The 22,117-nt window shown below is 39.8% G+C and carries 17 protein-coding genes; 13 read left to right on the forward strand and 4 right to left on the reverse strand.

Annotated features, from left to right (window positions below):
• Nucleotides 1-240: 240 nt before the first annotated feature.
• The 4 genes from PY092_RS14060 (at nucleotide 241) to PY092_RS14075 (ending at nucleotide 7,805) form a co-directional block, all read left to right on the forward strand.
• Nucleotides 241-3,528, forward strand: coding sequence for a gliding motility-associated C-terminal domain-containing protein (locus PY092_RS14060; protein WP_275616437.1), 3,288 nt, complete (start codon nucleotides 241-243; stop codon nucleotides 3,526-3,528).
• A gap of 49 nt (nucleotides 3,529-3,577) precedes the next feature.
• On the forward strand, nucleotides 3,578-4,534 hold the full coding sequence (locus tag PY092_RS14065) for a PorP/SprF family type IX secretion system membrane protein (RefSeq protein ID WP_275616438.1): 957 nt from the start codon (nucleotides 3,578-3,580) through the stop codon (nucleotides 4,532-4,534).
• A gap of 10 nt (nucleotides 4,535-4,544) precedes the next feature.
• Nucleotides 4,545-6,479: an OmpA family protein gene (locus PY092_RS14070; protein ID WP_275616439.1), complete on the forward strand. Its 1,935-nt coding sequence runs from the start codon at nucleotides 4,545-4,547 to the stop codon at nucleotides 6,477-6,479.
• Nucleotides 6,480-6,593: 114 nt separating this feature from the next.
• Complete coding sequence (locus tag PY092_RS14075) at nucleotides 6,594-7,805, forward strand: hypothetical protein (RefSeq protein ID WP_275616440.1); 1,212 nt, start codon at nucleotides 6,594-6,596, stop codon at nucleotides 7,803-7,805.
• Nucleotides 7,806-7,854: 49 nt separating this feature from the next.
• On the opposite strand, the gene PY092_RS14080 is transcribed toward PY092_RS14075, so the two are convergent.
• Genes PY092_RS14080 through PY092_RS14095 form a run of 4 tightly spaced genes read right to left on the reverse strand, consistent with a single transcriptional unit; the run spans nucleotide 7,855 to nucleotide 13,240 of the window.
• Complete coding sequence (locus tag PY092_RS14080) at nucleotides 7,855-9,315, reverse strand: lipopolysaccharide biosynthesis protein (protein WP_275616441.1); 1,461 nt, start codon at nucleotides 9,313-9,315, stop codon at nucleotides 7,855-7,857.
• Nucleotides 9,315-10,583, reverse strand: coding sequence for a glycosyltransferase (locus PY092_RS14085; protein WP_275616442.1), 1,269 nt, complete (start codon nucleotides 10,581-10,583; stop codon nucleotides 9,315-9,317). Before PY092_RS14085 ends, PY092_RS14080 begins: the two co-directional genes overlap by 1 nt.
• Nucleotides 10,583-13,015 (reverse strand): YfhO family protein, encoded by a 2,433-nt coding sequence (locus PY092_RS14090; RefSeq protein WP_275616443.1) that lies wholly within the window; start codon nucleotides 13,013-13,015, stop codon nucleotides 10,583-10,585. The genes PY092_RS14085 and PY092_RS14090 overlap by 1 nt, the downstream gene beginning before the upstream one ends.
• Before the next feature lie 24 nt (nucleotides 13,016-13,039).
• On the reverse strand, nucleotides 13,040-13,240 hold the full coding sequence (locus PY092_RS14095; protein WP_417958167.1) for a DUF4834 family protein: 201 nt from the start codon (nucleotides 13,238-13,240) through the stop codon (nucleotides 13,040-13,042).
• A gap of 147 nt (nucleotides 13,241-13,387) precedes the next feature.
• Between PY092_RS14095 and PY092_RS14100 the strand changes: the two genes are divergently transcribed.
• The 9 genes from PY092_RS14100 to PY092_RS14140 form a co-directional block, all read left to right on the forward strand.
• On the forward strand, nucleotides 13,388-14,368 hold the full coding sequence (locus PY092_RS14100; protein WP_275616445.1) for a transporter: 981 nt from the start codon (nucleotides 13,388-13,390) through the stop codon (nucleotides 14,366-14,368).
• Nucleotides 14,369-14,434: 66 nt separating this feature from the next.
• Nucleotides 14,435-15,553: a GTP cyclohydrolase gene (locus PY092_RS14105; protein WP_275616446.1), complete on the forward strand. Its 1,119-nt coding sequence runs from the start codon at nucleotides 14,435-14,437 to the stop codon at nucleotides 15,551-15,553.
• A 141-nt stretch (nucleotides 15,554-15,694) separates the two neighbouring features.
• The gene (locus PY092_RS14110; RefSeq protein WP_275616447.1) at nucleotides 15,695-16,810 is read left to right on the forward strand and encodes a tyrosine-type recombinase/integrase; all 1,116 of its coding nucleotides are present in this window, start codon (nucleotides 15,695-15,697) and stop codon (nucleotides 16,808-16,810) included.
• 150 nt (nucleotides 16,811-16,960) lie between these two features.
• Nucleotides 16,961-18,130: a hypothetical protein gene (locus PY092_RS14115; RefSeq protein ID WP_275616448.1), complete on the forward strand. Its 1,170-nt coding sequence runs from the start codon at nucleotides 16,961-16,963 to the stop codon at nucleotides 18,128-18,130.
• A 160-nt stretch (nucleotides 18,131-18,290) separates the two neighbouring features.
• The gene (locus tag PY092_RS14120) at nucleotides 18,291-19,361 is read left to right on the forward strand and encodes an AAA family ATPase (protein WP_275616449.1); all 1,071 of its coding nucleotides are present in this window, start codon (nucleotides 18,291-18,293) and stop codon (nucleotides 19,359-19,361) included.
• 1 nt (nucleotide 19,362) lies between these two features.
• A complete protein-coding gene (locus tag PY092_RS14125) occupies nucleotides 19,363-20,100 on the forward strand; it encodes a transcriptional regulator (RefSeq protein WP_275616450.1) in 738 nt (245 codons plus the stop codon).
• Nucleotides 20,101-20,249: 149 nt separating this feature from the next.
• On the forward strand, nucleotides 20,250-20,996 hold the full coding sequence (locus tag PY092_RS14130) for a hypothetical protein (protein WP_093145584.1): 747 nt from the start codon (nucleotides 20,250-20,252) through the stop codon (nucleotides 20,994-20,996).
• A 164-nt stretch (nucleotides 20,997-21,160) separates the two neighbouring features.
• Nucleotides 21,161-21,649: a hypothetical protein gene (locus PY092_RS14135; RefSeq protein WP_275616451.1), complete on the forward strand. Its 489-nt coding sequence runs from the start codon at nucleotides 21,161-21,163 to the stop codon at nucleotides 21,647-21,649.
• A 213-nt stretch (nucleotides 21,650-21,862) separates the two neighbouring features.
• On the forward strand, nucleotides 21,863-22,117 hold a 255-nt coding region (locus PY092_RS14140; RefSeq protein ID WP_275616452.1), incomplete at its 3' end, for a hypothetical protein.

Below are 22,117 nucleotides of genomic sequence, written 5' to 3' on the forward strand. Positions count from 1 at the left end.
AAAACCATCCGTGAATTCATATCCACTCTACGTCAATTGAACCCACCCGTTCGTCAATTCAGGGCAACATATAAAAATGTTTAGGTAGATATTTGGACCCATAATACAACTATAACCATCCTTATAAAATACTGATTTCCAAAAGTTTTATACGGTTTGATCAGCTTTTTTAAAAGGAGTTTTTGTATTTGTCCTTATAAACAGAAACACTTTCAATGTATTAGTATTAAAACATTCCACATGAACAATACTACCCTCCCCAACTCACTGAAGAAATTAATTAAGGAAAGTCTAATTCCCATTTTCACTTTACTTATTGCTTACATGGTCTTAGCAGAGACCATCAATCATCCCAACAACATATTGGTCGGCAAAGCTGAAACCAATGCTTTGGGTTATATACCATTTGTGCCGGATATTTCCATTAATGTGAATGGGAATCCGTTGGACGCCTTGGAAGGAAATCCCGGTTGTAACCTTGTACTGTACGAGATTACCGTAACCAATACAGGAACAGATGATTTGGAAAATGTTGTGGTCAGTGATAATCTATTGGATGGAATCATTACGGGTCCAACAGAAAGTATGAACCCTGACAATATTTTGGAAGTTGGAGAAGTATGGACTTATAATGCTGCCCATGTTACTACGCCACAAGAAAAAATAGATGATCAAGTAGAAACCATGACGTCGGTTTCGGCCAACGTTGTAGGACAACCAGATCAAATTGTCAGTGACAATGATTCCACGATTGTTCTTTTACCTTCTTGTCCATTAAGCACGGAAATAGCTGTGATAAAGACAGGTAATCCCCTAGAAAGCATAGACAGTGGAATGGCAGGGTGCAACTTGATATTGTACCAGTTTACCGTAACCAATGAAGGTGGAAATGTCTTGGAAAATGTGGTGCTCAACGACCCTTTATTAGGAGGAGATCTAGGTGTCCCTGATAATGAAGACATAATCGTCAATGGTTTGCTGGAAGTTGGTGAAACCTGGGTTTATACCGTCCCATATGCAACAACAATTCAGGATAAATTTAACGAAGAGGTTGTCAATCAAGCTGTGGTAACTGCAAATATCCAAGGAGATCCTAATGCCCTTGTACTGGATTTATCGGATGATGACAGTGTATTGGAAAATGACCCAACCGTGGTAACCTTGCCTTCATGTCCATCCAAAGACGATATAGCAGTAGTTAAAACTGGAGCTGCATTGGAGGATATTGAGGCAGGCCCTGGTTGTAATATAATTTTATACGAGTTTACAGTGACCAATCAAGGGGTAAATATTTTAGAGAATGTGGTTTTGAACGATCCACTGCTTGGTGGGGACATTGCAGGTCCATCCGGAGGAGATGATAATGACGATGGTTTTCTGGACGTGGATGAAGCATGGACTTATGTTGCGGTTTACAATATAACCCTAGAAGATCTCAATAATGGTTTTTTTGAAAACCAGGCCACTGTATCAGCCGATATTCAAGGTCTCAACCAAATGGCCATAGATCTATCAGACGATAACAGTGTTCTGGAGGATGACCCAACGGTTATTGATCTATCCTCCTGTTCCGTGCCTGACATAGGCCTGATCAAAGTCGGCCAAGCCGTGGACATTGATGGCGATGGGTGTATTGAAAGTATCCTGTATACATTTACCCTTACCAATACGGGAGGTGTGGACATTGATGAGATCACGTTGGAGGACGAGCTCCTTGGCGGAGAGGTGTCCGGCCCCATTGATGGAACCGATACCAATAACGATGGTATCCTGTCCGTCGGGGAGACCTGGACCTATGAGGCCATCTACGCCATTACCCAAGAGGACATCGACAATGCTGCCGTGGTCAATCAAGCTGAAGTCAATGGGGAAATCGTCGACACAGAAATCGGGGTATCCGACCTGTCGGATGATGATAGTCTTTTCGAAGATGAACCCACAAGGACTGCGGTGCCGAACGATGCTTGCACCGATGGCTCTGCCGAAATCGGTTTGATAAAAGTGGGGCAAGCCGTGGATATTGATGGCGATGGGTGTATTGAAAGTATCCTGTATACATTTACCCTTACCAATACGGGAGGTGTGGACATTGACGAGATCACGTTGGAGGACGAGCTCCTTGGCGGAGAGGTGTCCGGTCCCATTGATGGAACCGATACCAATAACGATGGCATCCTATCCGTCGGGGAGACCTGGACCTATGAGGCCATCCACTCCATTACCCAAGAGGACATCGACAATGCAGCCGTGGTCAATCAAGCTGAAGTCAATGGGGAAATCGTCGACACGGAAATCGGGGTATCCGACCTGTCGGATGATGATAGTCTTTTCGAAGATGAGCCCACAAGGACTGCGGTACCGAACGATGCTTGTACCGATGGAGGTAATATTGGATTGATAAAGGAAGCTGAACTTGTCGATATTGATCAAGACGGTTGTATAGAAAGTATTCGCTATACCTTCATAGTTACCAATATCGGTGGTAGTGATCTGGACAATGTTTCATTGATTGACGAAGTACTTTTTGGACAGGAGGAAATTCCAGGTCCAGATTCAGAAAGTATAGCCGAAAATGGAATACTACAGGTTGGTGAAGTATGGTTATACACGGACATTTACCCAATAACTCAGGAAGATATAGACAATGGTTTTGTAATTAATCAAGCCATTATATCCGCGGAACTTGTAGACTCCAATTTCATTGTCTTCGATTTGTCCGATGATGACAGTAACTTCGAGAATACCCCAACCAGAACAGAAGTCCCCAATGATGCTTGTCCAGGTGATGGAGGTGGTGACGGAACCCCATTGTTCGGTATTGCACTTATAAAAACAGGAGAAGGAATCGACACTGATATCGATGGTTGTGATGATAGTATCAATTACACATTTACTGTTATCAACTCAGGAACTGTAGAGCTAGAGAACATTGTTTTAAACGACGACCTTTTGGGCGGTACCATAACTGGATTAATCAATACAACCGAAACGGAAGATGGCATACTTCAATCTGGCGAAGAATGGACCTATACAGCTACCTATAATCCAACACAAGAGGATATCGATGGTGTTTTTGTGGATAATCAAGCTGTGGTCACTGCAGATTTAATAGATACTACGGATTCTGTTTTTGATAATTCCGACGATAATAGTTATGAGGAAAATGACATCACTTCCGTAAATGTATCCACCTTCTGCGAATACACTGGAGGAGGCTCTGATTTCCAAATATTCAACGGAATGACCCCGAATGGCGATGGGTTGAATGATTACTTCCGAATCCAGGGAATAGAAAATTATCCCGATAACAATGTGAAAATTTTCAATAGATGGGGTGTGCAAGTCTATCAAATAGATAGCTATGGGCAAGGCAATAACTTATTCTATGGTTTATCAGAAGGAAGAGCAACCCTACAGAAGGACCGTGAACTTCCAAGTGGCACCTATTTCTACATACTGACTTTTACCAGTGAAGTCAACCCCGGGAATGAAAGCTATTCGGGATACCTATATATAAATAGGAACTAATACAACCCACACAATAAAGTAATCAAGAACCAAAGAATTTAACGAGAGGATGATACATCTAAAAACCTATAGAAACCATTGCCTGTTTGCATTGCTGCTTCTATCCACCATTTATACATCGAAGGCTCAGCAAGATCCACAATACACACAATATATGTACAATACCCAGGTCGTGAACCCTGCCTATGCCGGCAACAGGGAAGTATTGAGTTTTGGACTTTTGGGACGAACACAATGGGTAAGTTTGAAAGGGTCTCCCGAAACCGGGACCTTTACCGTGAATTCCCCTATTGGGCTCTACGACAACATGGGGCTCGGATTATCCATTATATACGATAAAATTGGTCCGGCCGTGGAGTCCAATGTGGTTGTTGACTATTCGTATTCCATAAACCTTTCTTATAATACAAAACTAGCATTCGGCGTAAAAGCCGGGTTGGATATGTTGGATGTGGATTACTCGAAATTGACACTTTCTGAACAAAACGATCCCTATTTTCAATCCAATGTGGACAATGAACTGCAGCCGCAAGTTGGAGCAGGTTTATATTTGAACAATGATAAGTTCTACGCAGGGCTGTCCGTACCCAACTTTTTGAACACCAAACATTTCGATGAAAGTTCCTTGGAAAATGCCAATACCGATGATATTGCCATTGAACGTTTGCACTATTTCTTCATCACAGGTTATGTTTTCGACTTAAATGAAAATTTAAAGTTCAAACCAGCAACGCTGGTAAAATATGTAAGTGGTTCCCCATTACAATGGGATATTTCAGCCAACTTCTTGATCAATGAAAAGTTCACAGTGGGGGCTTCGTACAGATGGAGTGCTTCGGTAAGTGCGTTGGCAGGATTCCAAATATCGCCCAATTTCTTCGCGGGTGTGGCCTACGATTATCAATCCACTGATATAGAAAAGTACAGTGATGGTTCCTACGAAGTATTTCTTCGTTTCGACATCTTCAACAAATCAGACCGTATAGTAACCCCAAGATTTTTTTAAAACGATCACAATGAAAAGAAGAACAATCATAGGCATGCTTTCCGTCTTTTTATTGATGGGTGGCGCATTTGCACAAGAGAACAAAATCAAAAAAGCCAACGAAGAGTTTGAAAACTACGACTATATAGATGCCCGGAAAATATACTTGAATGTGGTCGGGGATGGTTACGAATCGGCACAAGTGTTCGAAAAGTTGGGAGACACCTATTATTTTAACAGTGAATATCCCGAGGCAAACAAATGGTATGGAAAACTCATCGACAGCTACCCCGATGAAATAGAGCCCGAGTATTATTTCCGAGCGGCACAAACATTAAAAAGCGTGGGGAAATATGAAGAAGCCAAAATAATGGTGGAAAAATTCACGGCCGCTTCCAATAATTCCAACTTGGCACAAACGCAAATGAACAATTGGGAATCCTTTGAGCAATTGGCCAATTCCCAAAACAAAAAGTTCAAGGTAACCAATATCACAACGGAACTCTCCGGTTCCGATTTCGGACCATCGTTCTATGGCAACAACATTGTATTTGCATCCTCATCCATCAATACTGAAGGAAACAAGATCCACGACTGGAACGGTCTCCCCTATCTAGATTTGTTTGAAGCCGAAATAGATGTCGATGGTAGTTTGAAAAATGTAAAGCAGTTGCAAGGCGACATTAAATCCCCATATCACGAATCCTCCGCAGTATTTACCAAAGATGGTCAAACCGTTTACTTTACAAGAAACAATTATATCGATGGCAAAAAGAAGCGGGGCAAAAAACGGTTGGTAAGCCTAAAAATTTACAAAGCCACCAAAAATGATGATGGAACTTGGGGCAATGTAAAGGAACTCCCTTTCAACGATGACTCCTATTCCGTGGCCCATCCCGCATTGAACCTAGAGGAAACAAGACTGTATTTTTCTTCCGACATGGATGGCTCCTTGGGCAAATCGGACATCTGGTATGTGGATATCCTTAAAAATGGCTCTTATGGTGAACCAACGAATCTGGGACCTATCATCAACACGGAGGAACGAGAGACCTTTCCGTTTATAAGCGATGAAAATAGATTGTACTTCTCTAGTGATGGTCACGTGGGACTTGGGGGCTTGGATATTTTCAGGACTTCCCATAATGATTCCGAAGGATTTTATGCAGTAACCAATCTGGAACAACCCATCAATTCCCATCAAGATGATTTTGGGTTTATCGTAAAGGAAAAAGAAAAAATCGGTTACTTGTCCTCCAATAGAGAGGGTAATGGCGGTAGTAGCTCTGATGACATCTACCTTTTGACCGAAAACTGCAACCCTGTGATCTATGGTGCCATTACCGACGCAAAAACCGGGGAACCCTTGGAAGGTTCAAAGGTGTATTTGATGGATGGGAACAATCAAGTGGTATCCCAAGGAATTACAGAAGCGAATGGAAACTATCAATTTGAGGACGACATGGATTGTGAAAAACAATACGTGGTCAGAGCTTCCAACGAGCAGAAAGAATATGAGCCCGTCGAAAAAGTGGTTATGACTCCCCAAGGCTCTATGATGCTTCAAGTAGATTTGGCCCTTACCCCTCCCGATTGCCCTGTGAACGACCTTGGCTGTAGATTGGATTTACAACCTATCTATTTCGACTTTGACAAACACAACATCAGACCCGATGCCGAAGTGGAATTGGCCAAAATACTGCAGGCCATGAAAGAATACCCACAATTGAATATTCATATTGAATCCCATACCGATTCCAGAGGAAACGATGCCTACAATATGCAATTATCCGAAAGAAGGGCAAAATCCACACTTGAATGGTTGGTCGAGAAGGGTATCGATGGAGATAGACTATCCTCAAAAGGATATGGGGAATCACAATTGATCAATAATTGCTCCAATGGTGTAAACTGCTCAGAAGAAGCCCATCAATTGAACAGAAGGTCTATGTTTATCATTCAATAAGTAATTCTATCTAGTTTTTATGTTGATAATCAGCGTGTTGTATTTTATGGCACGCTGATTGCTTATTATAGGGTGGATGTAAATAGTTGCATCTAGAACTTAAAACCTTGTAGTATGAAAAAGTTAGTACTCATTATAGCAGCGGTTGTTTTTGGAATACCAAGTATCCAAGCAGAAACAACCAACACAGTGGCTGCCACCACGAATTACCGATATGGAAATTCTTTCATCTTTGTTGAAGGTGGCGTAACATTTTCCGTTTATCCCGATGGTGAGTTCGATTTCTATATGGACAACAGGGTTAATATAGGTGTTGGTGCACAAATCGGAAACGTGGGAATTACCTTTAACTCAGGATATAATTACAATCCCTATGTACAGTACGATGATTACGGTGCTGTCATCCAAGTTGAGAACACCCCTGTCTTTTACGATTATTACGGTCGTGTTTCTCAAATAGGGGACGTAAATATCTGGTACAACAACGGTAGAGTTCATAGAATCGGTGGATTGTACGTGTACTATAACGGAGGTGTTTTCAGTCACTACACAGGTTATATCAACATTTACAATAGAAGATATGTGTACAGACCCTTCCATAGGTATTTTGTAAGGCCCACATTAGGTTTCTGTAATGTGTACGCAAGACCTTACAGAAGATATTACAGACCAATCCGGTATACATATTATGCTCCTTACAGATACAATACCAGAAGGGCTTATGCCAGATTGGGCAAAGTGTACAGAAACAACAACAGATATCGAAGAGACAATATCTATAGAAATGATAGAAGAGTTTCTGTGAGGGACAACCGAGCAAGAAGAGTGGATTATGGTAGAAGTAATGCAACGGTAGCCAATAATTCTTCAAGAAGAGGAAATACAACGGTAAACCGTTCCAGCAATACAGTACAAAGACAAAAAGTCGCTTCCACAGATGCTAGGAGCAATACGAATAGAAAGTCAAGTAGTGTAACAAGATCCGGAAGAACAACGGCTTCCAATAGCAAGGCAGCACGAACTTCAAACAATAGAAGCTACACTGCCCGAAAAGTAGCCCCAAGTACAAGCAATGGAACGGTAAAACGATCTTCACAAAGTACGTACAGAAAACCACAGACCACATCGAGAACGTCAAGCAGGTCTACGGTAAGCAAGGGAAGCTCTTCAAGGAAAGCTGTTTCCAGAAGTTCCAGCCCTAGTGTAAGGAAAAGCTCTTCAAGTAGAACGAGTAGCTCCAGAGCTAACGTAAGTAGAAGTTCAAGTGTTAGAAAAAGTAGTGCAAGAACAAGCAGCACCAGAGGTTCTTCCAAAAGAAATAATTAGATAGATTTTTAGGTTGGTTAGTTGTTTACCCCGTAGTTGAATTTATTCGCTATGGGGTATTTTTTTTGAGCCATTTGGAAAGGAACCCCGTCACATCTTCAGAAATATTGAAGCGGTACAGAATCCCTACGTACATGACTACAATAAGCAATGATTTTAAGCCAATATTGATAATGGGATGAAACTGAAACTGCAATAAGTCAAACAGAACGGCCAACAGCACCAACGTAGCGAACACCTTAAAAGTAGCCGAAGTAAAGGGCATAATACCAAACTTTATCTTCACAAAAACCAGCTTTACCAAATTGAAGATGAAAATGGAAACAAAACTAGCGAAAGCAGCACCCTCAAGACCAAACCTAGGAATCAACAAATAATTCAGGAGAATGGTCAACGCGGCCAAACATACCCCAAAAACCAAAACCGTTTTATAGTATTGGGAGTTGTACAAAATGGAATTAATGTTGCCCAACAGCGAATCCATCACTTTGGCCAACCCGATCAAGAATACGATAACAAAACCATTTCTATAGTTCTCGGGCAGCATCAAATACAAGTCGTTCAAGTTGAGGATGATCAGTACAAACAGAATACCCGAGGCAATAAACAGGGTCAGCGAGCTTTTTTTGTACAATTTATCGAGTCCAACATCATTATGGGTGTTCAGCAGTTCCGCGGTCAATGGGTAAGTAATCTGGTGCATCGCACGGGAAGGCACAATAATTACCGTGGCAATGTATACCGATACCCCGTAGTACGCCACATTCTCAATACTGATGAACTGATTCAGCATGACCTTATCGATTTCAAGCAAAATCAAAGCCGCCGAGCCGCCCAAAATAATCAAGAAAGAATAAGACAGAATTTCTTTGGTAATGGACGGAAACCTAAAATCCAATTTGGGCATCCGTAGGGTAAATGCATAAATTTTGATGATTACCGTCCGCAATAAATACAATCCCACCAAACACTTAAAAAAGATGTCCAGCGAAATCATATCAAAATATAAAAGGATAAGCAGGATGGATACCCCTATCCTAGCGAAAACCTCCTTCATAAAGTTTCCAAAAACGGACTTTAAATGTACTTTGGCCCAAGAGTAAAATACTTCAAAATAGCCCATGGCCAGTCCCACAAAAAAGACATACCACAAGTAGTCCTTTACCATAGGATTTACTTGGGACACCCAGTCCCCAATGGGGTCATACCAAATTAGGCCTACCAAGGCCAGGGGCAATATCCCCAATAAAGGAATCAACAGCATCAAAGTAAAAAAACCGTCTTTTTCGGTCTCTTGATGATTGCTATAGTACTTTACCATAGTATTATGAACTCCAAAGGCCATCAAGGGCATAAGGATGGCACCTGATGCCAAAATAAACGTGACCAGCCCGTAATACTCATCTGGTAAAATCTTGATGTAGAGGAACAACGTATTGATGGCCCCAAAAAAGAACCCCAAATACGTTACCACGGTATTCTGTATGGATTGTTTTAGAACAACGCCCATTAGATAAATTTAGCCAAAGATTCCGTTAATGCTTTTCTGTGGTACTGCCTTACCCCTTCCGAATTGCAAACCAGTGTACCTTTTTCGAATTGATGGAATGCTTCCAAAAGTACATTTTTTAAGGTCGCCACATCAGTATGCAAACACATATTTCCAGCATGGTGGTGTTCCACCATCGCACCTGCCTCCCATCCTTCAGGGCCAATGGCCAAAATGGGCCGCTTGGCATTCAAATATTCGAATAATTTTCCCGGGATGATGCCTTTTGTCTCTTCGGAATCTATCTCCAACAATAAAAGCAACTGTGATTTTTGCTGGGTTTCCAAGACCTTATCGTGCGAGAGATAGCCCAACTGTTCCACATAATCATCCAATCCAAAGTCTTTCATGGATTGTAACACTTCCTCTCCCACTACGCCTGCCAATTGTACTTTTAGGGCTTTTTTAAACGCTTCATTTTCAGCAATTAATTCATGTAATGCTTGCCAAAACCCTAAAGGGTTTCTTCCCGTTAGCAAGGAGCCAATATGCGAAATGGTAAATTTGGAATCCAGGGCAACTGGCTTCAATTCATCATCAAAACCATTGGTGATTATCTTTATGGGTTTTGGAGTAATGGTCTCAAACTCTGCTTTGGTGGTGTGGCTGGTCACCACAATTTTGTCCGCCTTCAAAAGCACTCCTTTTTCCAAAGCCTTGTGCTTTAGCCGAGCATATTCCGATAGCCGTAATTTTTTATGATAGCCTATGGATGTCCAAGGATCGCGAAAATCGGCAATCCATTGAATATTGTACTTCTTTTTCAGGCCAAGCCCGATCAAATGCAGACTATGCGGTGGCCCTGTGGTAATGGTGGTTTCAATGCCTTCATCCGCAATCACTTTTGCCAAGTAAGAAATGGATGGTTTTACCCAAAGTTTCCGCGCATCGGGAATAAAAAAGTTGCCACGAATCCAAAGCAACATATTCTCGATAAACGATGGGTCTTTCTCCTCGATGATTCCCGAACTAATGGTCCTCGTCTTCTTTTTGGAAAGCAACGAAGCCCAACGATAGGGTTCTTTTATGGGCTGTTTCAGGACTTTGATGGACGCGGGAATTTCTTCTACCAATTTTTCATCCACTAAGGGATAGCTTGGGTTTTCTGGAACGTAAACGATGGGTTCCATTCCAAACTCCGGCAAATATTTTGTGAACTTAAGCCAACGCTGTACCCCTGGTCCCCCTGCAGGAGGCCAATAGTATGCTATGACCAAGATTTTTCGCATTAGGATTCTTCCTTTTTATTTCGGAACAGGGTAAAGCCCAATCCTCCGACAATGATCAATCCCAAGAGAATATTGGATACCAAGGTAATCTTACTTCCCGTTTCCACTACTTCGGGCTCAAATTTGAACTCGATTTCGTGCTGGCCGGCAGGGACCTTCATGCCACGAAGGGCATAGTCTACTTTGTAGTGGGCTGTAGATTCTCCATCAATAAAGGCATTCCAACCTGATGGGTAATGCATTTCGGAGAATACGGCAAAACCATCATTGGCATTGTTGGAACTATATTTTAAATAATCTGGGCGATACTCCACCAAATCGATGCTTGCCACAGAATCTACCGAATACCGTAATTTGGTCAATTCTGGGTACTCCTTGGTATTTACCACAGCCTGGGTTTTGGAATTGAAATCCTTGAGTTTCAAAATTTCCTCATTGGCCGATGAAACAGGCACCAATTGATCTACAAACCATGCATTGCCATTGGCATCGGGGTTTATGGCAGGATAACTGTTCCCTTCCTCATCCTGTTGAATGACGTATTTCACGTTCAACATATTCATGACCTGAAGATTGTTCTGGTACAGATGGTACTCGAACAGATTTTGAAGCGCACGAGGCTTGGCCGCATGATACCCACCCACAGATTTATGAAAATAAGAAGTTCGGGCACCGTTCAAGCCTTCTTGTGGGTCGAAAACCCGGAAAATGGAGTCATCCTGTTGAATCATCTGATCTATCTGATTCGCTTGAAAGGGTTCATTTACCTGTCGCTGACGCACAAAATCGTCCTCGTTCACATATCTGAGGTCCACGCCCACCAAATCAAACAGGATAAGGGCACCTAAAGCGAATACCAATATGTTTCTGTTGATTTTATCTTTGATAAAAAACCACAATGCCGCAGCGGCCAGGGCCACATAGATCAATGAACGGATCGTATCGCTAACATAGACGGCTTCACGATCTCGCTGGATCATGGTCATCAATTCATCGCCAAAGTAACCACGGTACATTTCATCCCGCATACCCTCAAAATCAAAGAAGCCCTTCAACAAGAAAATCACAATGCCAAGTCCTATGGAAACAAAGAAACTCAGTTTTAAAGCCTTTAGTTTTTCCTTCTGGTCAACAGAAGATTTGAACAGTTCCCGTATTCCCAAAATCCCCAACACGGGCAAGCACAGCTCCAAGACCACCTGAATGGAAGAAACGGCCCTGAACTTGTTGTACATGGGGAAATAATCGATCATAAAATTGGTGAGCAAAGGGAAATTTTTACCCCAAGAAAGCAATAAGGACAGAATAGCACCTGACAACAACCACCATTTCTTTTTGCCATCCACCAGAAATACGCCCAACATAAACAGAAAGAACACAATGGCCCCTACGTATGCTGGTGCGGCCACTATGGGCTGATCTCCCCAATACAAAGGCAAACTGCTTGAAAATTCCACTGCCTTGGTCGGCGATAGTCCTTGATTGGTCAAATATTCGTAGGCTTTGGAAGCCTTGCCCAGATTCTCACCTCCCGAACCTCCGAACAATCGGGGTGAGAATAGGTTCAGCGATTCGGCGATTCCGTAGCTGTATTGCGTTATATATTCTTTGTCCAGCCCAGTGGAAATTTCTTTTTCACTTCCATCGGGGTTTACCGTAAGTTCTGATTTACCACGGGTACTCCAATCCGCGTATTCCTTGGTGGCCATAAGGCTGGTGGCATTGGTGAAAATGGATAGCACTACGGCCAAAACCAAAATACCCACCGAGGCAAAAAAGTGTTTGATTTCTTTTTCCTTGATGGCATAGATCAGATATACCAAGCCCATGATCAGCACCAAAAGCATAAAATAATACGTCATTTGGTAGTGATTGGCATTTATTTCCAGTGCCATGGCCAATGCGGTCAGTATGAATCCAAGGATATATTTTTTACGAAAAACGAGTACTATTCCCCCCAAAACCATTGGGATGTACCCCAACGCGTGTGCTTTGGCATTGTGGCCCACGCCAAGAATGATAATCATATAGGTGGAGAACCCAAAAGCAATGGCTCCCAGTGCCGCCAATCTAAAGTCCACCTTCAGACATAAAAGCAGCATATAAAATCCTATCAAATAGAGAAAAAGATAATCGGCAGGTCTAGGCAGGAATCGAATCAAACGGTCCAATTCCTTGATATAGTTATGCGGATAGTTGGCTCCCAATTGATAAGTTGGCATACCGCCAAAAGCGCTATTGGTCCAGTAGGATTCCTCGCCCGTTACATCTTTGTAGGCATCCCGTTCGTGGGCCATGCCCTTGTACTGGGCAATATCCGATTGAAAAATGGCTTTTCCCTGCAAAACCGGATAAAAATAGACCAGCGAGGCAAGGATAAACAAAGCAATAACACAGATATGGGTGATAATGGCTTTTGGAGAAAGATTCATGGATAGGTTTTGATTCGGCAAATATTAATCAATTTCCTCAAAATCTATGTATTCTCCAACTTTTTTTGAGGGATTGGATTTGCGGGGCGGTTTTTTGGAAATGGTGGTCTCCCCTTCATTATGTCGCCCATTATCAAAATCTTGCGGGTTTCCGAACTGTTGACCAAAACGCTCGTTCGTCTTTTTCACAGCATAATTCAGGAGCTTCGGGGCCAACCACTTCATAAGGAATTTGAACCCGTAGTATACTAATATGACAATTAAAATCGTTTTCAGTAAAACCATATAACCTTAGTTATTGAATCAAATTTACACTGTTAGTAGCGTAAACCCATCAAACGTATCTTAAAATAGTATTAAAAACCCAGTTATATGGACATTTCCATGATTAAAAAGTCATTTTTCCTTTTCGTTCTATTCCCAACCTTCATTTTTGCACAATATACCGATGTGATCAATTCCAACAGACCTGGAAGGGCAGCGAGTGCTTACGCCGTTGGTAAAAATGTGATTCAGGCAGAGGTAGGAATGCTGTACGAACAGCAGGACAATGCCGATTTGAATTCCGACTCCAACATTTTTGGGGCCGATTACGCTTTTAGGTACGGATTGCTTTTTGAGGAATTGGAGATAATTGCCGAAGGGTCGTTCATTACCCAGAACATTACCTATCCCGATTTGGGCATTGAGGGCAACTTGACGAATTTTTCACGAAACCGAGTGGGTTTAAAATATTTGGTTTTTGACCCGTTCAAAAATCCGGAACGCAACAAACCGAATTTGTACAGTTGGAGGGCCAACAATGTATTCCAATGGAAAAACTTGATTCCTGCTGTATCGGTGTATGGCGGGGCCAATTTTGTAGTGGGCGACAATCCATTTTATCCCAATGAGCCTACGGTATCGTACCGTGGTGGCATACAAACCCAGAGTAGGCTTTCCCCACGATTTGTACTGATCTCCAACATTGCCTACGACCGCATTACCACCGATTTTCCGGAATGGCGCTACGCCCTATCGGTAACGCATGCCTTTCGCGATCCGAGATGGAGCGTTTTCTTTGAGGGACAAGGGATTTCCGGGGACCGTTATTCTGACATCATTTTGAGAACGGGTGTGGCACGCTTGATCAATCCTAATTTCCAGGCTGATTTCCATTTGGGCTCCGGTTTTAAAAACGACCCATCCCGAATTTTTGTGGTATTAGGGTTTTCTTACCGCTTGGATTTCCACAAGGATGAGCTTATCCCTATCAACGAACAGCAGTCGGGCATGAATGGCAAAATCAAAAAGAACGCCAACAAAAAATCAAAAAGGCGTAATAAAAAAAGTGGCGGGAGCATCGATTTTTAAGTTTTCCACAAACTTCATTTTTCTACTGCAAGTAATATTCATAATATTGGGCATTAATTTGCAAGTATGGTTTCCGTTAAACAGGTTCAGTCCAAATCCGACCTTAAGCGTTTCGTAAAATTCCCTTTTTCGATCTACAAGGATTCCCCATATTGGGTGCCTCCTATCATCAAAGATGAAATGGCCTCTTTTGACAAGGACGAAAACCCAGTTTTTGAAACGGCGGAAGCCCAATTCTTTTTGGCCTACAGGAACAATAAGATCGTGGGGCGTGTAGCAGCCATCATCAACTGGCTGGAAGTAAAGGAACAAGGGCTCAAGAAAATGCGTTTTGGTTGGTTCGATTTTGTGGATGACCTTGAGGTATCCAAAGCCTTATTGGACAAAGTCCGTGAGATAGGAAAGGAAAACCAGCTCGAATATATGGAGGGTCCCGTGGGCTTCTCCAATTTGGACAAGGTCGGCGTACTTACCGAAGGTTTTGACCAGATCGGAAACATGATTACCTGGTACAACCATCCCTACTACCCTTCCCACTTTGAACATCATGGCTTTGCCACGGAAAAAAAATATACTGAAAGTACCTTTTTGGCGGCCAATGCAGACCCAAAACTGTTTGCAAAGGCCAATGTATTGATTAAAAAAAGATATGGGCTACGGGAAATGAATTTTGAAAAAAGTTCGGAGATCATGCCTTGGGTGGACAAGATGTTCGACCTTTTCAATGATTCCTACTCCAAGCTATCGTCCTTTGTGAAAATCACTGATATCCAAAAGGAGTATTTCAAGAAAAAATATATCAGTTTCATCAATCCAGAGTATATCAAATTCGTGGTGGATGCGGAGGATAATCTGGTGGCCTTTGCCATTGTAATGCCTTCTTTTTCCGGCGCATTGCAAAAGGCCAATGGCAAACTGTTCCCTTTTGGGATTTTCCACTTGCTGCATGCCCGTAAACATAGTAAGGATGCCATTTTTTATCTAATCGGCATCCATCCGAAGTACCAAAACAAAGGGGTGACCTCCATTATTTTCAATGAATTCCACCACACTTTTAAAAAGCGTGGGGTGGTCAACTGTATTCGTACGCCAGAATTGGAGGACAATATCGCCATACAACAAATGTGGAAGCATTTTGACCCCAAAGTGATTAAGCGCAGGTGTACCTATGTAAAGGATTTGTAGCCCCCTTCCCTACTTTATTTTTTGGTTGGCCGAGGGATATCAGAAGAAATACAAATTGATTTTGTAATTTGACGACCACTATCGATTCCCATCGATGGTTACATAGCGCAGCATTCCCCATTACATCTTAAATATATCAGGATGAAAACCGTAAAACTGGTTCGGGGAGAACAAAACGGGGAAGAGATCATTCTCATCAACTTTGATCCCGACCCCAAAGTGGAAAGCCATCTCATTGGTTTACCTGGCTTAAAAAGAAACAACTCGAATGGTAAGTTTCACTTGAAAAACTCCGCAAAAAACTTAGGGCTGTTGTTCAATCATTTGCGAAAAATCAAGTGTTATGTCGACTATTCTGAGTTGTCTCAAAAGCAAGTAGCGGCTCCAGTCAAGAGGAAACGTCTTTTTTTGCCTCCTATTGATTCGTTTCACAAAGAGGATTTAATGAGATTCCGAAAGTGGTTGGAAGAAAAGAGATTGAGTCCGCATACGGTAAACACCTATGTGGAGGTAACTCATTTTTTTGTCAGGTATTCCATTCTCAAGAAATCGAAAAGCTATACCAAGCATTTGGTTGAATCCTTTAACTACGAATTCATTGTTTGTGAAGGTAAATCGGTTTCTTACCAGAATCAATGTATCAATGGTATCAAGAAGTATTTTTTGTTCAAAGACATGGACATTGGCACTCTGGACCTTATCAGACCAAAGAAAGAGAGAAAACTTCCTGTGGTACTGAGCAAAATGGAAGTACGGTTGCTTATGGATGTGACCCATAACTTAAAGCACAGGACACTTTTGGCGCTTATTTATTCTGGTGGTTTGCGCATTGGTGAGGCCATTAACCTAAAAGTGGATGATATTGACAGTAAACGAATGTTGATCCATATTAAGGGTGGAAAGGGAAAAAAGGATAGATATACATTATTATCGCAAAGTTTTTTGGAAACCCTTCGACAATATTACAAGCAGTATAAGCCCAAAGCTTATTTGTTCGAGGGACAAAACTCATCAACGTACAGTAGGAGCAGTGCACAATGGGTTCTAAAGAATGCTATTTTAAGGGCTGGGATACGAAAAGAAGTTACGCTGCATACGCTTCGGCATAGCTTTGCGACCCATTTATTGGAAAACGGGACCGATATACGGTATATACAGGAACTATTGGGCCATAGCAGCCCAAAGACCACGATGATCTACACCCATGTTACCGAGAATAGCATTAAAAACATCAGCAATCCATTTGATGACCTGTAAATATGTTTATATTGCATTGTAAGAAAATAAAACATGGAATCTATACTGAACGAATTTTCACAAAACTTAGGCATAGCCAACAGAATTGGTAGTATATGTAGAAGAAACTTCGGTATATAAACAAGTTGGCGGTAATTAAAACCAAACATTATGATAACAAAAAATATTGATTTAGACATAATAGACGACGAGGGTCAGGAAAGTGCTGTAGAAATAATAATGGGTAATGTTGAGAGAGCAGTATTAGTTGGTACAATTTCAATAACATCTAAAGACCAAATTGAAAAGTTAGTTTTGAAAATCGAGAGATTTATGCAAGACTTGAGTGATGACAATACAGAAACCTCAAAGTTTACACTCAAAAGAATAAATGAATCACTAAAAGTCATATTACCAATACTAAAATCAGATGACATTGACCATATGAGTTTAGAAGTAATAGAGAACTATCTAACTAATCTTGAAAAAATTTCTAAAATAGCTGTATCAAAAAATTCAGTACAGGAAGTAGAATCACTTTTTACTGGTTTATCACTTGATGAATTAAAACAAAATTTAGAAAACACTAAAGTTTCAATTTGGACATATGCAAGTGCCATAAATGGCATTATTGAAACTACCTCTAACAAGGTTACTTTAATCAATTATAGCAATGCAAGTGACATATTAAGAATGGTTACAAGCGTCAAAATGCCTAATAAACTATTGGCTAAAGACGAAGAAAATATCAAAGAGAATGATTTAACTTGGGATTTAGATTTAAAGATTTCAAATAAAGACGATAGTAAATCAATATATTCCCTTTGGCTATTATTGGAAGCATTCAAATCGATTGATGGACTTGAATTTGAAATTGAGGAACTTTCAAAAGGTTCAATTTTTGCAAAAATTAAAGTATGGTTTAAAAGTGAAGAAGCAAAGAAAGAAGCAGAAGAACTTTTAGAATCCACGAAAAAATTTGCTAAAGGAAAATTAGAGAATGACTACTATGAAAATGAAAAGAACAAAAGTGAAGCCGAAAAAGTACAAGTAGAAAAAGAGAAACTTCAGAGCGAAATGGATTTAGCAAATTCTGACGAAGAGAAAAAGCGAAGATTATTGGAGCTTGAAGCTTTAGAAATTGAAAATGAAAACAAAAAACTACAAAACGAACGTCTTAAAGTACAAGTGTTTTTAGAGAAGAGACAAGCTTTAGCTGAATTACTTTCTGATGGCATTATTAATAACCAAGAATATAAATTAATGATAAATCAAGTTCTTCAAATACATAAAAAAGAAGATGATAGTATCGAAATTGGTATGCTGAAAGAAAAAGAATAACTACCGCCAACAATGGCTATAAGTAATTGCTTGTTCTCACATACTTCTGAAAATCCTCGCGGATTTTCAGTTTGGTGTGTACTTGCAAAGTTAACCGTTAAACCACGCAACTACTCATAGCCGATACCGTTATGCGCAAATTTGAAAAACAACGAACAAAATGATAGAAAAGCTAAACATTGAAGGACTAAATGGTAGAAAAAAACCATTAGAACTTGAATTTAAACCTGATTTGAATTTATTGACTGGAAAAAATGGTTCAAGCAAGACTACCATTTTGAAAATGTTATGGTTTTTAAATTCAGGGAAAATTATACCTCTAGTTAAAGAAGTTAATTTCTTAAGCGCTGAAATCTTAACTTCTAATATCCGATTATCTGTTAAAAGAAATCAAGAAGATAATACTATAACTATTGGAATAAATAATGACAAGCCGATTACAATCAGTTACGCTAATCTTCGAGAAATTGAATTAAGAAGACCAACAAGGATTAGAGAAAAAATTTCAGAAATATACAAACTTGCTGTACCAACTATATTCTTTCCCACATTTAGAAGAATTGAAGGTGGATTTTCAATGGAAGAAGGATTTGACCCTAGATATGGACCAACAGATGAAATTAGAGAAGCATTGGAGCAATTTTCCAGACGTTTATCGACAAGAAACCAAAGGTTTATTACGTCAATTTCAACTGATGATATTGTGGCTTTGCTAAATCAAGAATATACTAACATAAATGCAAAAATTAATCTGATTCAAAAACAAAAGTCGGATGAGATTATACGCAAAATAAAAAAACAAGGGAAAAGCGAAAAAGCAACATTGAACGAAATTCAAAGTGACATTGAATTTATGGAAAACCAAAGAGAAACATTGCTAAAGCCTTACACAACATTATCCAATCTAATCACTAAAATTTTTCAACATAAAGGTATCAATTTGAGTAATTTGACTTTAGGCGAAGTAAATAATGCTATATCATCTGACAAACTATCTGCTGGCGAAAAACAAATGTTGAGTTTTATCTGCTATAATGCTTTCACAAAAAACAATACAATATTTATTGATGAACCTGAATTAAGTCTACATCCTGATTGGCAAAGAACTTTGGTTCCAACGCTGTTAAATCAAGGTAATAATAATCAGTTTTTTATGGCTACTCACAGTCCGTTTATATACTCAAAATACTCGGATAAAGAAATAATGTTGTCGGACGATAGAGGAGAATAGTATGAGTTTAGATTTAACGGTTGAAGAAATAGTAGAAACTCTAAAACGCTCATCACTTACAACGGTTTTAGTAGAAGGAAAAGATGATGTAATAGTTTATAGATGGCTTGAGGATGAAATAGGCATTACTAATGCAAGTTTTCTTCCTTGTGGAGGACGTGATAAACTTTTACAAATTTACGAAAGACGCAATGAATTCTCTGATATTAGTGTAGTTTTTGTAGCTGATAGAGACGCATATGTATACATTAATCCACCTGAGGAATATGACGAAATCATTTGGACGAATGGTTACTCAATAGAGAACGATTTATATTTTGGAAGAGAAATTGAATCTTTATTAAGCAACGAAGAAAAAAACACCTTTACAAAATCTCTGAATAATTTCATTGAATATTATGCTTATGAGGTTGAAAATCTTATTAATGGTAACGATTATTATTTGAGAAATCATCCTCAATATGTTCTTTGTGACATAAAGCACGAGATTAAAGAAGAATTTCTTGAGACAATAGACTTCAAAAAAGCAGATGAAGCTTTGGAAAATAACATTAAAGAAAACTATGATGTTTTGATTAGAGGGAAATCTTTATTTGCATTATTAACTAGGATTTTGAGCAATAAAGCACGTGCTATAAAACACAGTAAATTAAGCCTTTTGGAACATTGTTATAGGACACATAAGAGTGAAAAGTTTATTGAATTAATTGAGAAAATCGAACTAAAAATCAGCGCATAACAATGGCTATAAGTAATTGCTTGTTCTCGCCTACTTCTGAAAATCCGCGAGGATTTTCAGTTTGGTGTGTACTTGCAAAGTTAATCGCTAACCCACGCAACTACTCATAGCCGAGAACGTTGTGCATAATGTAACCGAACCGAGAAATAATGGAGAAAAAAAGATACTATAACGACAATATTGGTCCAATCAAAGAAAACGAAGTTCTGGCTCTTAAAAAGGCTTTAGAATTATGTAATGAAATTGGAGATATAACTCAAATAACTTTGTTAATCCACACCAAAGGAAATACAGGATATCTAGAAAGGATATTCGAAACTCGGAATTTAAAAGACTTTTTTCGTGGAGTTAAAATAGACCAAAATTATCCGCCTTTAAAAATTGAAACTGTTCGGACTTTTAATGATGACTGGCAAGGAAAAAAGATTGTAGTTGCTTTTGGACTACGTTCAAATGAATTACATAAATACGATGATTATGAAAATGTTGCTGGAATAATTGCGCATCAATGGTCAGAAGATAGTGTAAAAGATTGGGCGCAATCTTGGGGAGCAATAGATTTAAAAACTGAAACCGAAATTGAAAAAACTGCGTTACCTGACAAAGTTGTACAACAAGCATTTATTGATTTGACTAATTCTATCAATATGACAACAGGAATAACTCATCCAATGGACGAAGAACAATGCAAAACTTATATAAGAGCGCTGAAAAAATATGATTACGAATTAAATTCAAAAGAGATTTTTTCATTCTTAACGACAGAATTGAATTGGGAATCGGATAATGCAAATGATGTAATAAAATTAATTGACAAAGTTAATTCTGGCGGTTATTTCAAAGGTGGAGCAAAAACAGGATTGCAACATCATATCAAAAGATGGAAATCGAAATAAAAACACTATGCACAACAATGGCTATAAGTAATTGCTTATTCTCGCCTACTTCTGAAAATCCTATCGGATTTTCAGTTTGGTGTGTACTTGTAAAGTTAACCGCTAAACCACGCAACTACTCATAGCCGAGACCGTTGTAGAGCATTATGACTCAAAGTTTGAAATTGGAAAAAATTGAAAAAATTAATTGGAAACCCAAATGGGACGGCGGAGCGCCGATGCCGAGAATTTACAATAGAGATTTTAAGACTTACTTGACTTATGTGGTGGCCGATTGGGACGAGGAATCGATTACCGAGTTCAAGACTTTGGAGCACGACGGATATGATGAATATTTCGCGTTAGTGGGGTTTGATGGAAAAACCTTCAAATTTGGAATTGCCAATGATGAAGTTTTTAGTGGTCTACCAAATTATGAGCAAGGAATCGAATGGGCGCAGATCGTTCAAAATTCAAAATGGATTGAAGAATTAAAACGCATTCACAAAGTTCACCCATATTATGACGAAGCGAAATGGGATAATTGGAATCATTACCTATTGACTTTTAAAGATGAAATTTTGGAAATTGTTGCTACAGGATACGAAATTGAAATATTTCGGACTTCTTCTAAACGAATTGCCCAAGAAGTGGTGGACAGAATAAATAAATAACGCTCTACAACACTGGCTATAATTCATTGTTACCTCCTGCCTTGAACTAAATTCCCTACTTTTAAGAAAACTATTAACCACGGGAATGCTTTCGTTACGCGGCCTTGGCTCGCTGGAAAATCGCACCGGCCCACGCCCTCGCTCACCAGCCGCCAGCCACAACGAAATCATAGCCGAGAACCGTTGTAGAGCATTATGACTCAAAGTTTGAAATTGGAAAAAATTGAAAAAATTAATTGGAAACCCAAATGGGACGGCGGAGCGCCGATGCCGAGAATTTACAATGGAGATTTTAAGACTTACTTGACTTATGTGGTGGCCGATTGGGACGAGGAATCGATTACCGAGTTCAAGACTTTGGAGCACGACGGATATGATGAATATTTCGCGTTAGTGGGGTTTGATGGAAAAACCTTCAAATTTGGAATTGCCAATGATGAAGTTTTTAGTGGTCTACCAAATTATGAG

Source organism: Flagellimonas yonaguniensis, assembly GCF_029193885.1.
Lineage (GTDB): Bacteria > Bacteroidota > Bacteroidia > Flavobacteriales > Flavobacteriaceae > Flagellimonas > Flagellimonas yonaguniensis.

Coding starts and splice junctions, on each gene's coding strand:
- PY092_RS14060 (WP_275616437.1), top strand. CDS start 241: ATGAACAATACTACCCTCCCCAACTCACTGAAGAAATTAATTAAGGAA.
- PY092_RS14065 (WP_275616438.1), top strand. CDS start 3,578: ATGATACATCTAAAAACCTATAGAAACCATTGCCTGTTTGCATTGCTG.
- PY092_RS14070 (WP_275616439.1), top strand. CDS start 4,545: ATGAAAAGAAGAACAATCATAGGCATGCTTTCCGTCTTTTTATTGATG.
- PY092_RS14075 (WP_275616440.1), top strand. CDS start 6,594: ATGAAAAAGTTAGTACTCATTATAGCAGCGGTTGTTTTTGGAATACCA.
- PY092_RS14080 (WP_275616441.1), bottom strand. CDS start 9,315: ATGGGCGTTGTTCTAAAACAATCCATACAGAATACCGTGGTAACGTAT.
- PY092_RS14085 (WP_275616442.1), bottom strand. CDS start 10,583: ATGCGAAAAATCTTGGTCATAGCATACTATTGGCCTCCTGCAGGGGGA.
- PY092_RS14090 (WP_275616443.1), bottom strand. CDS start 13,015: ATGAATCTTTCTCCAAAAGCCATTATCACCCATATCTGTGTTATTGCT.
- PY092_RS14095 (WP_417958167.1), bottom strand. CDS start 13,240: ATGAAGTGGTTGGCCCCGAAGCTCCTGAATTATGCTGTGAAAAAGACG.
- PY092_RS14100 (WP_275616445.1), top strand. CDS start 13,388: ATGGACATTTCCATGATTAAAAAGTCATTTTTCCTTTTCGTTCTATTC.
- PY092_RS14105 (WP_275616446.1), top strand. CDS start 14,435: ATGGTTTCCGTTAAACAGGTTCAGTCCAAATCCGACCTTAAGCGTTTC.
- PY092_RS14110 (WP_275616447.1), top strand. CDS start 15,695: ATGAAAACCGTAAAACTGGTTCGGGGAGAACAAAACGGGGAAGAGATC.
- PY092_RS14115 (WP_275616448.1), top strand. CDS start 16,961: ATGATAACAAAAAATATTGATTTAGACATAATAGACGACGAGGGTCAG.
- PY092_RS14120 (WP_275616449.1), top strand. CDS start 18,291: ATGATAGAAAAGCTAAACATTGAAGGACTAAATGGTAGAAAAAAACCA.
- PY092_RS14125 (WP_275616450.1), top strand. CDS start 19,363: ATGAGTTTAGATTTAACGGTTGAAGAAATAGTAGAAACTCTAAAACGC.
- PY092_RS14130 (WP_093145584.1), top strand. CDS start 20,250: ATGGAGAAAAAAAGATACTATAACGACAATATTGGTCCAATCAAAGAA.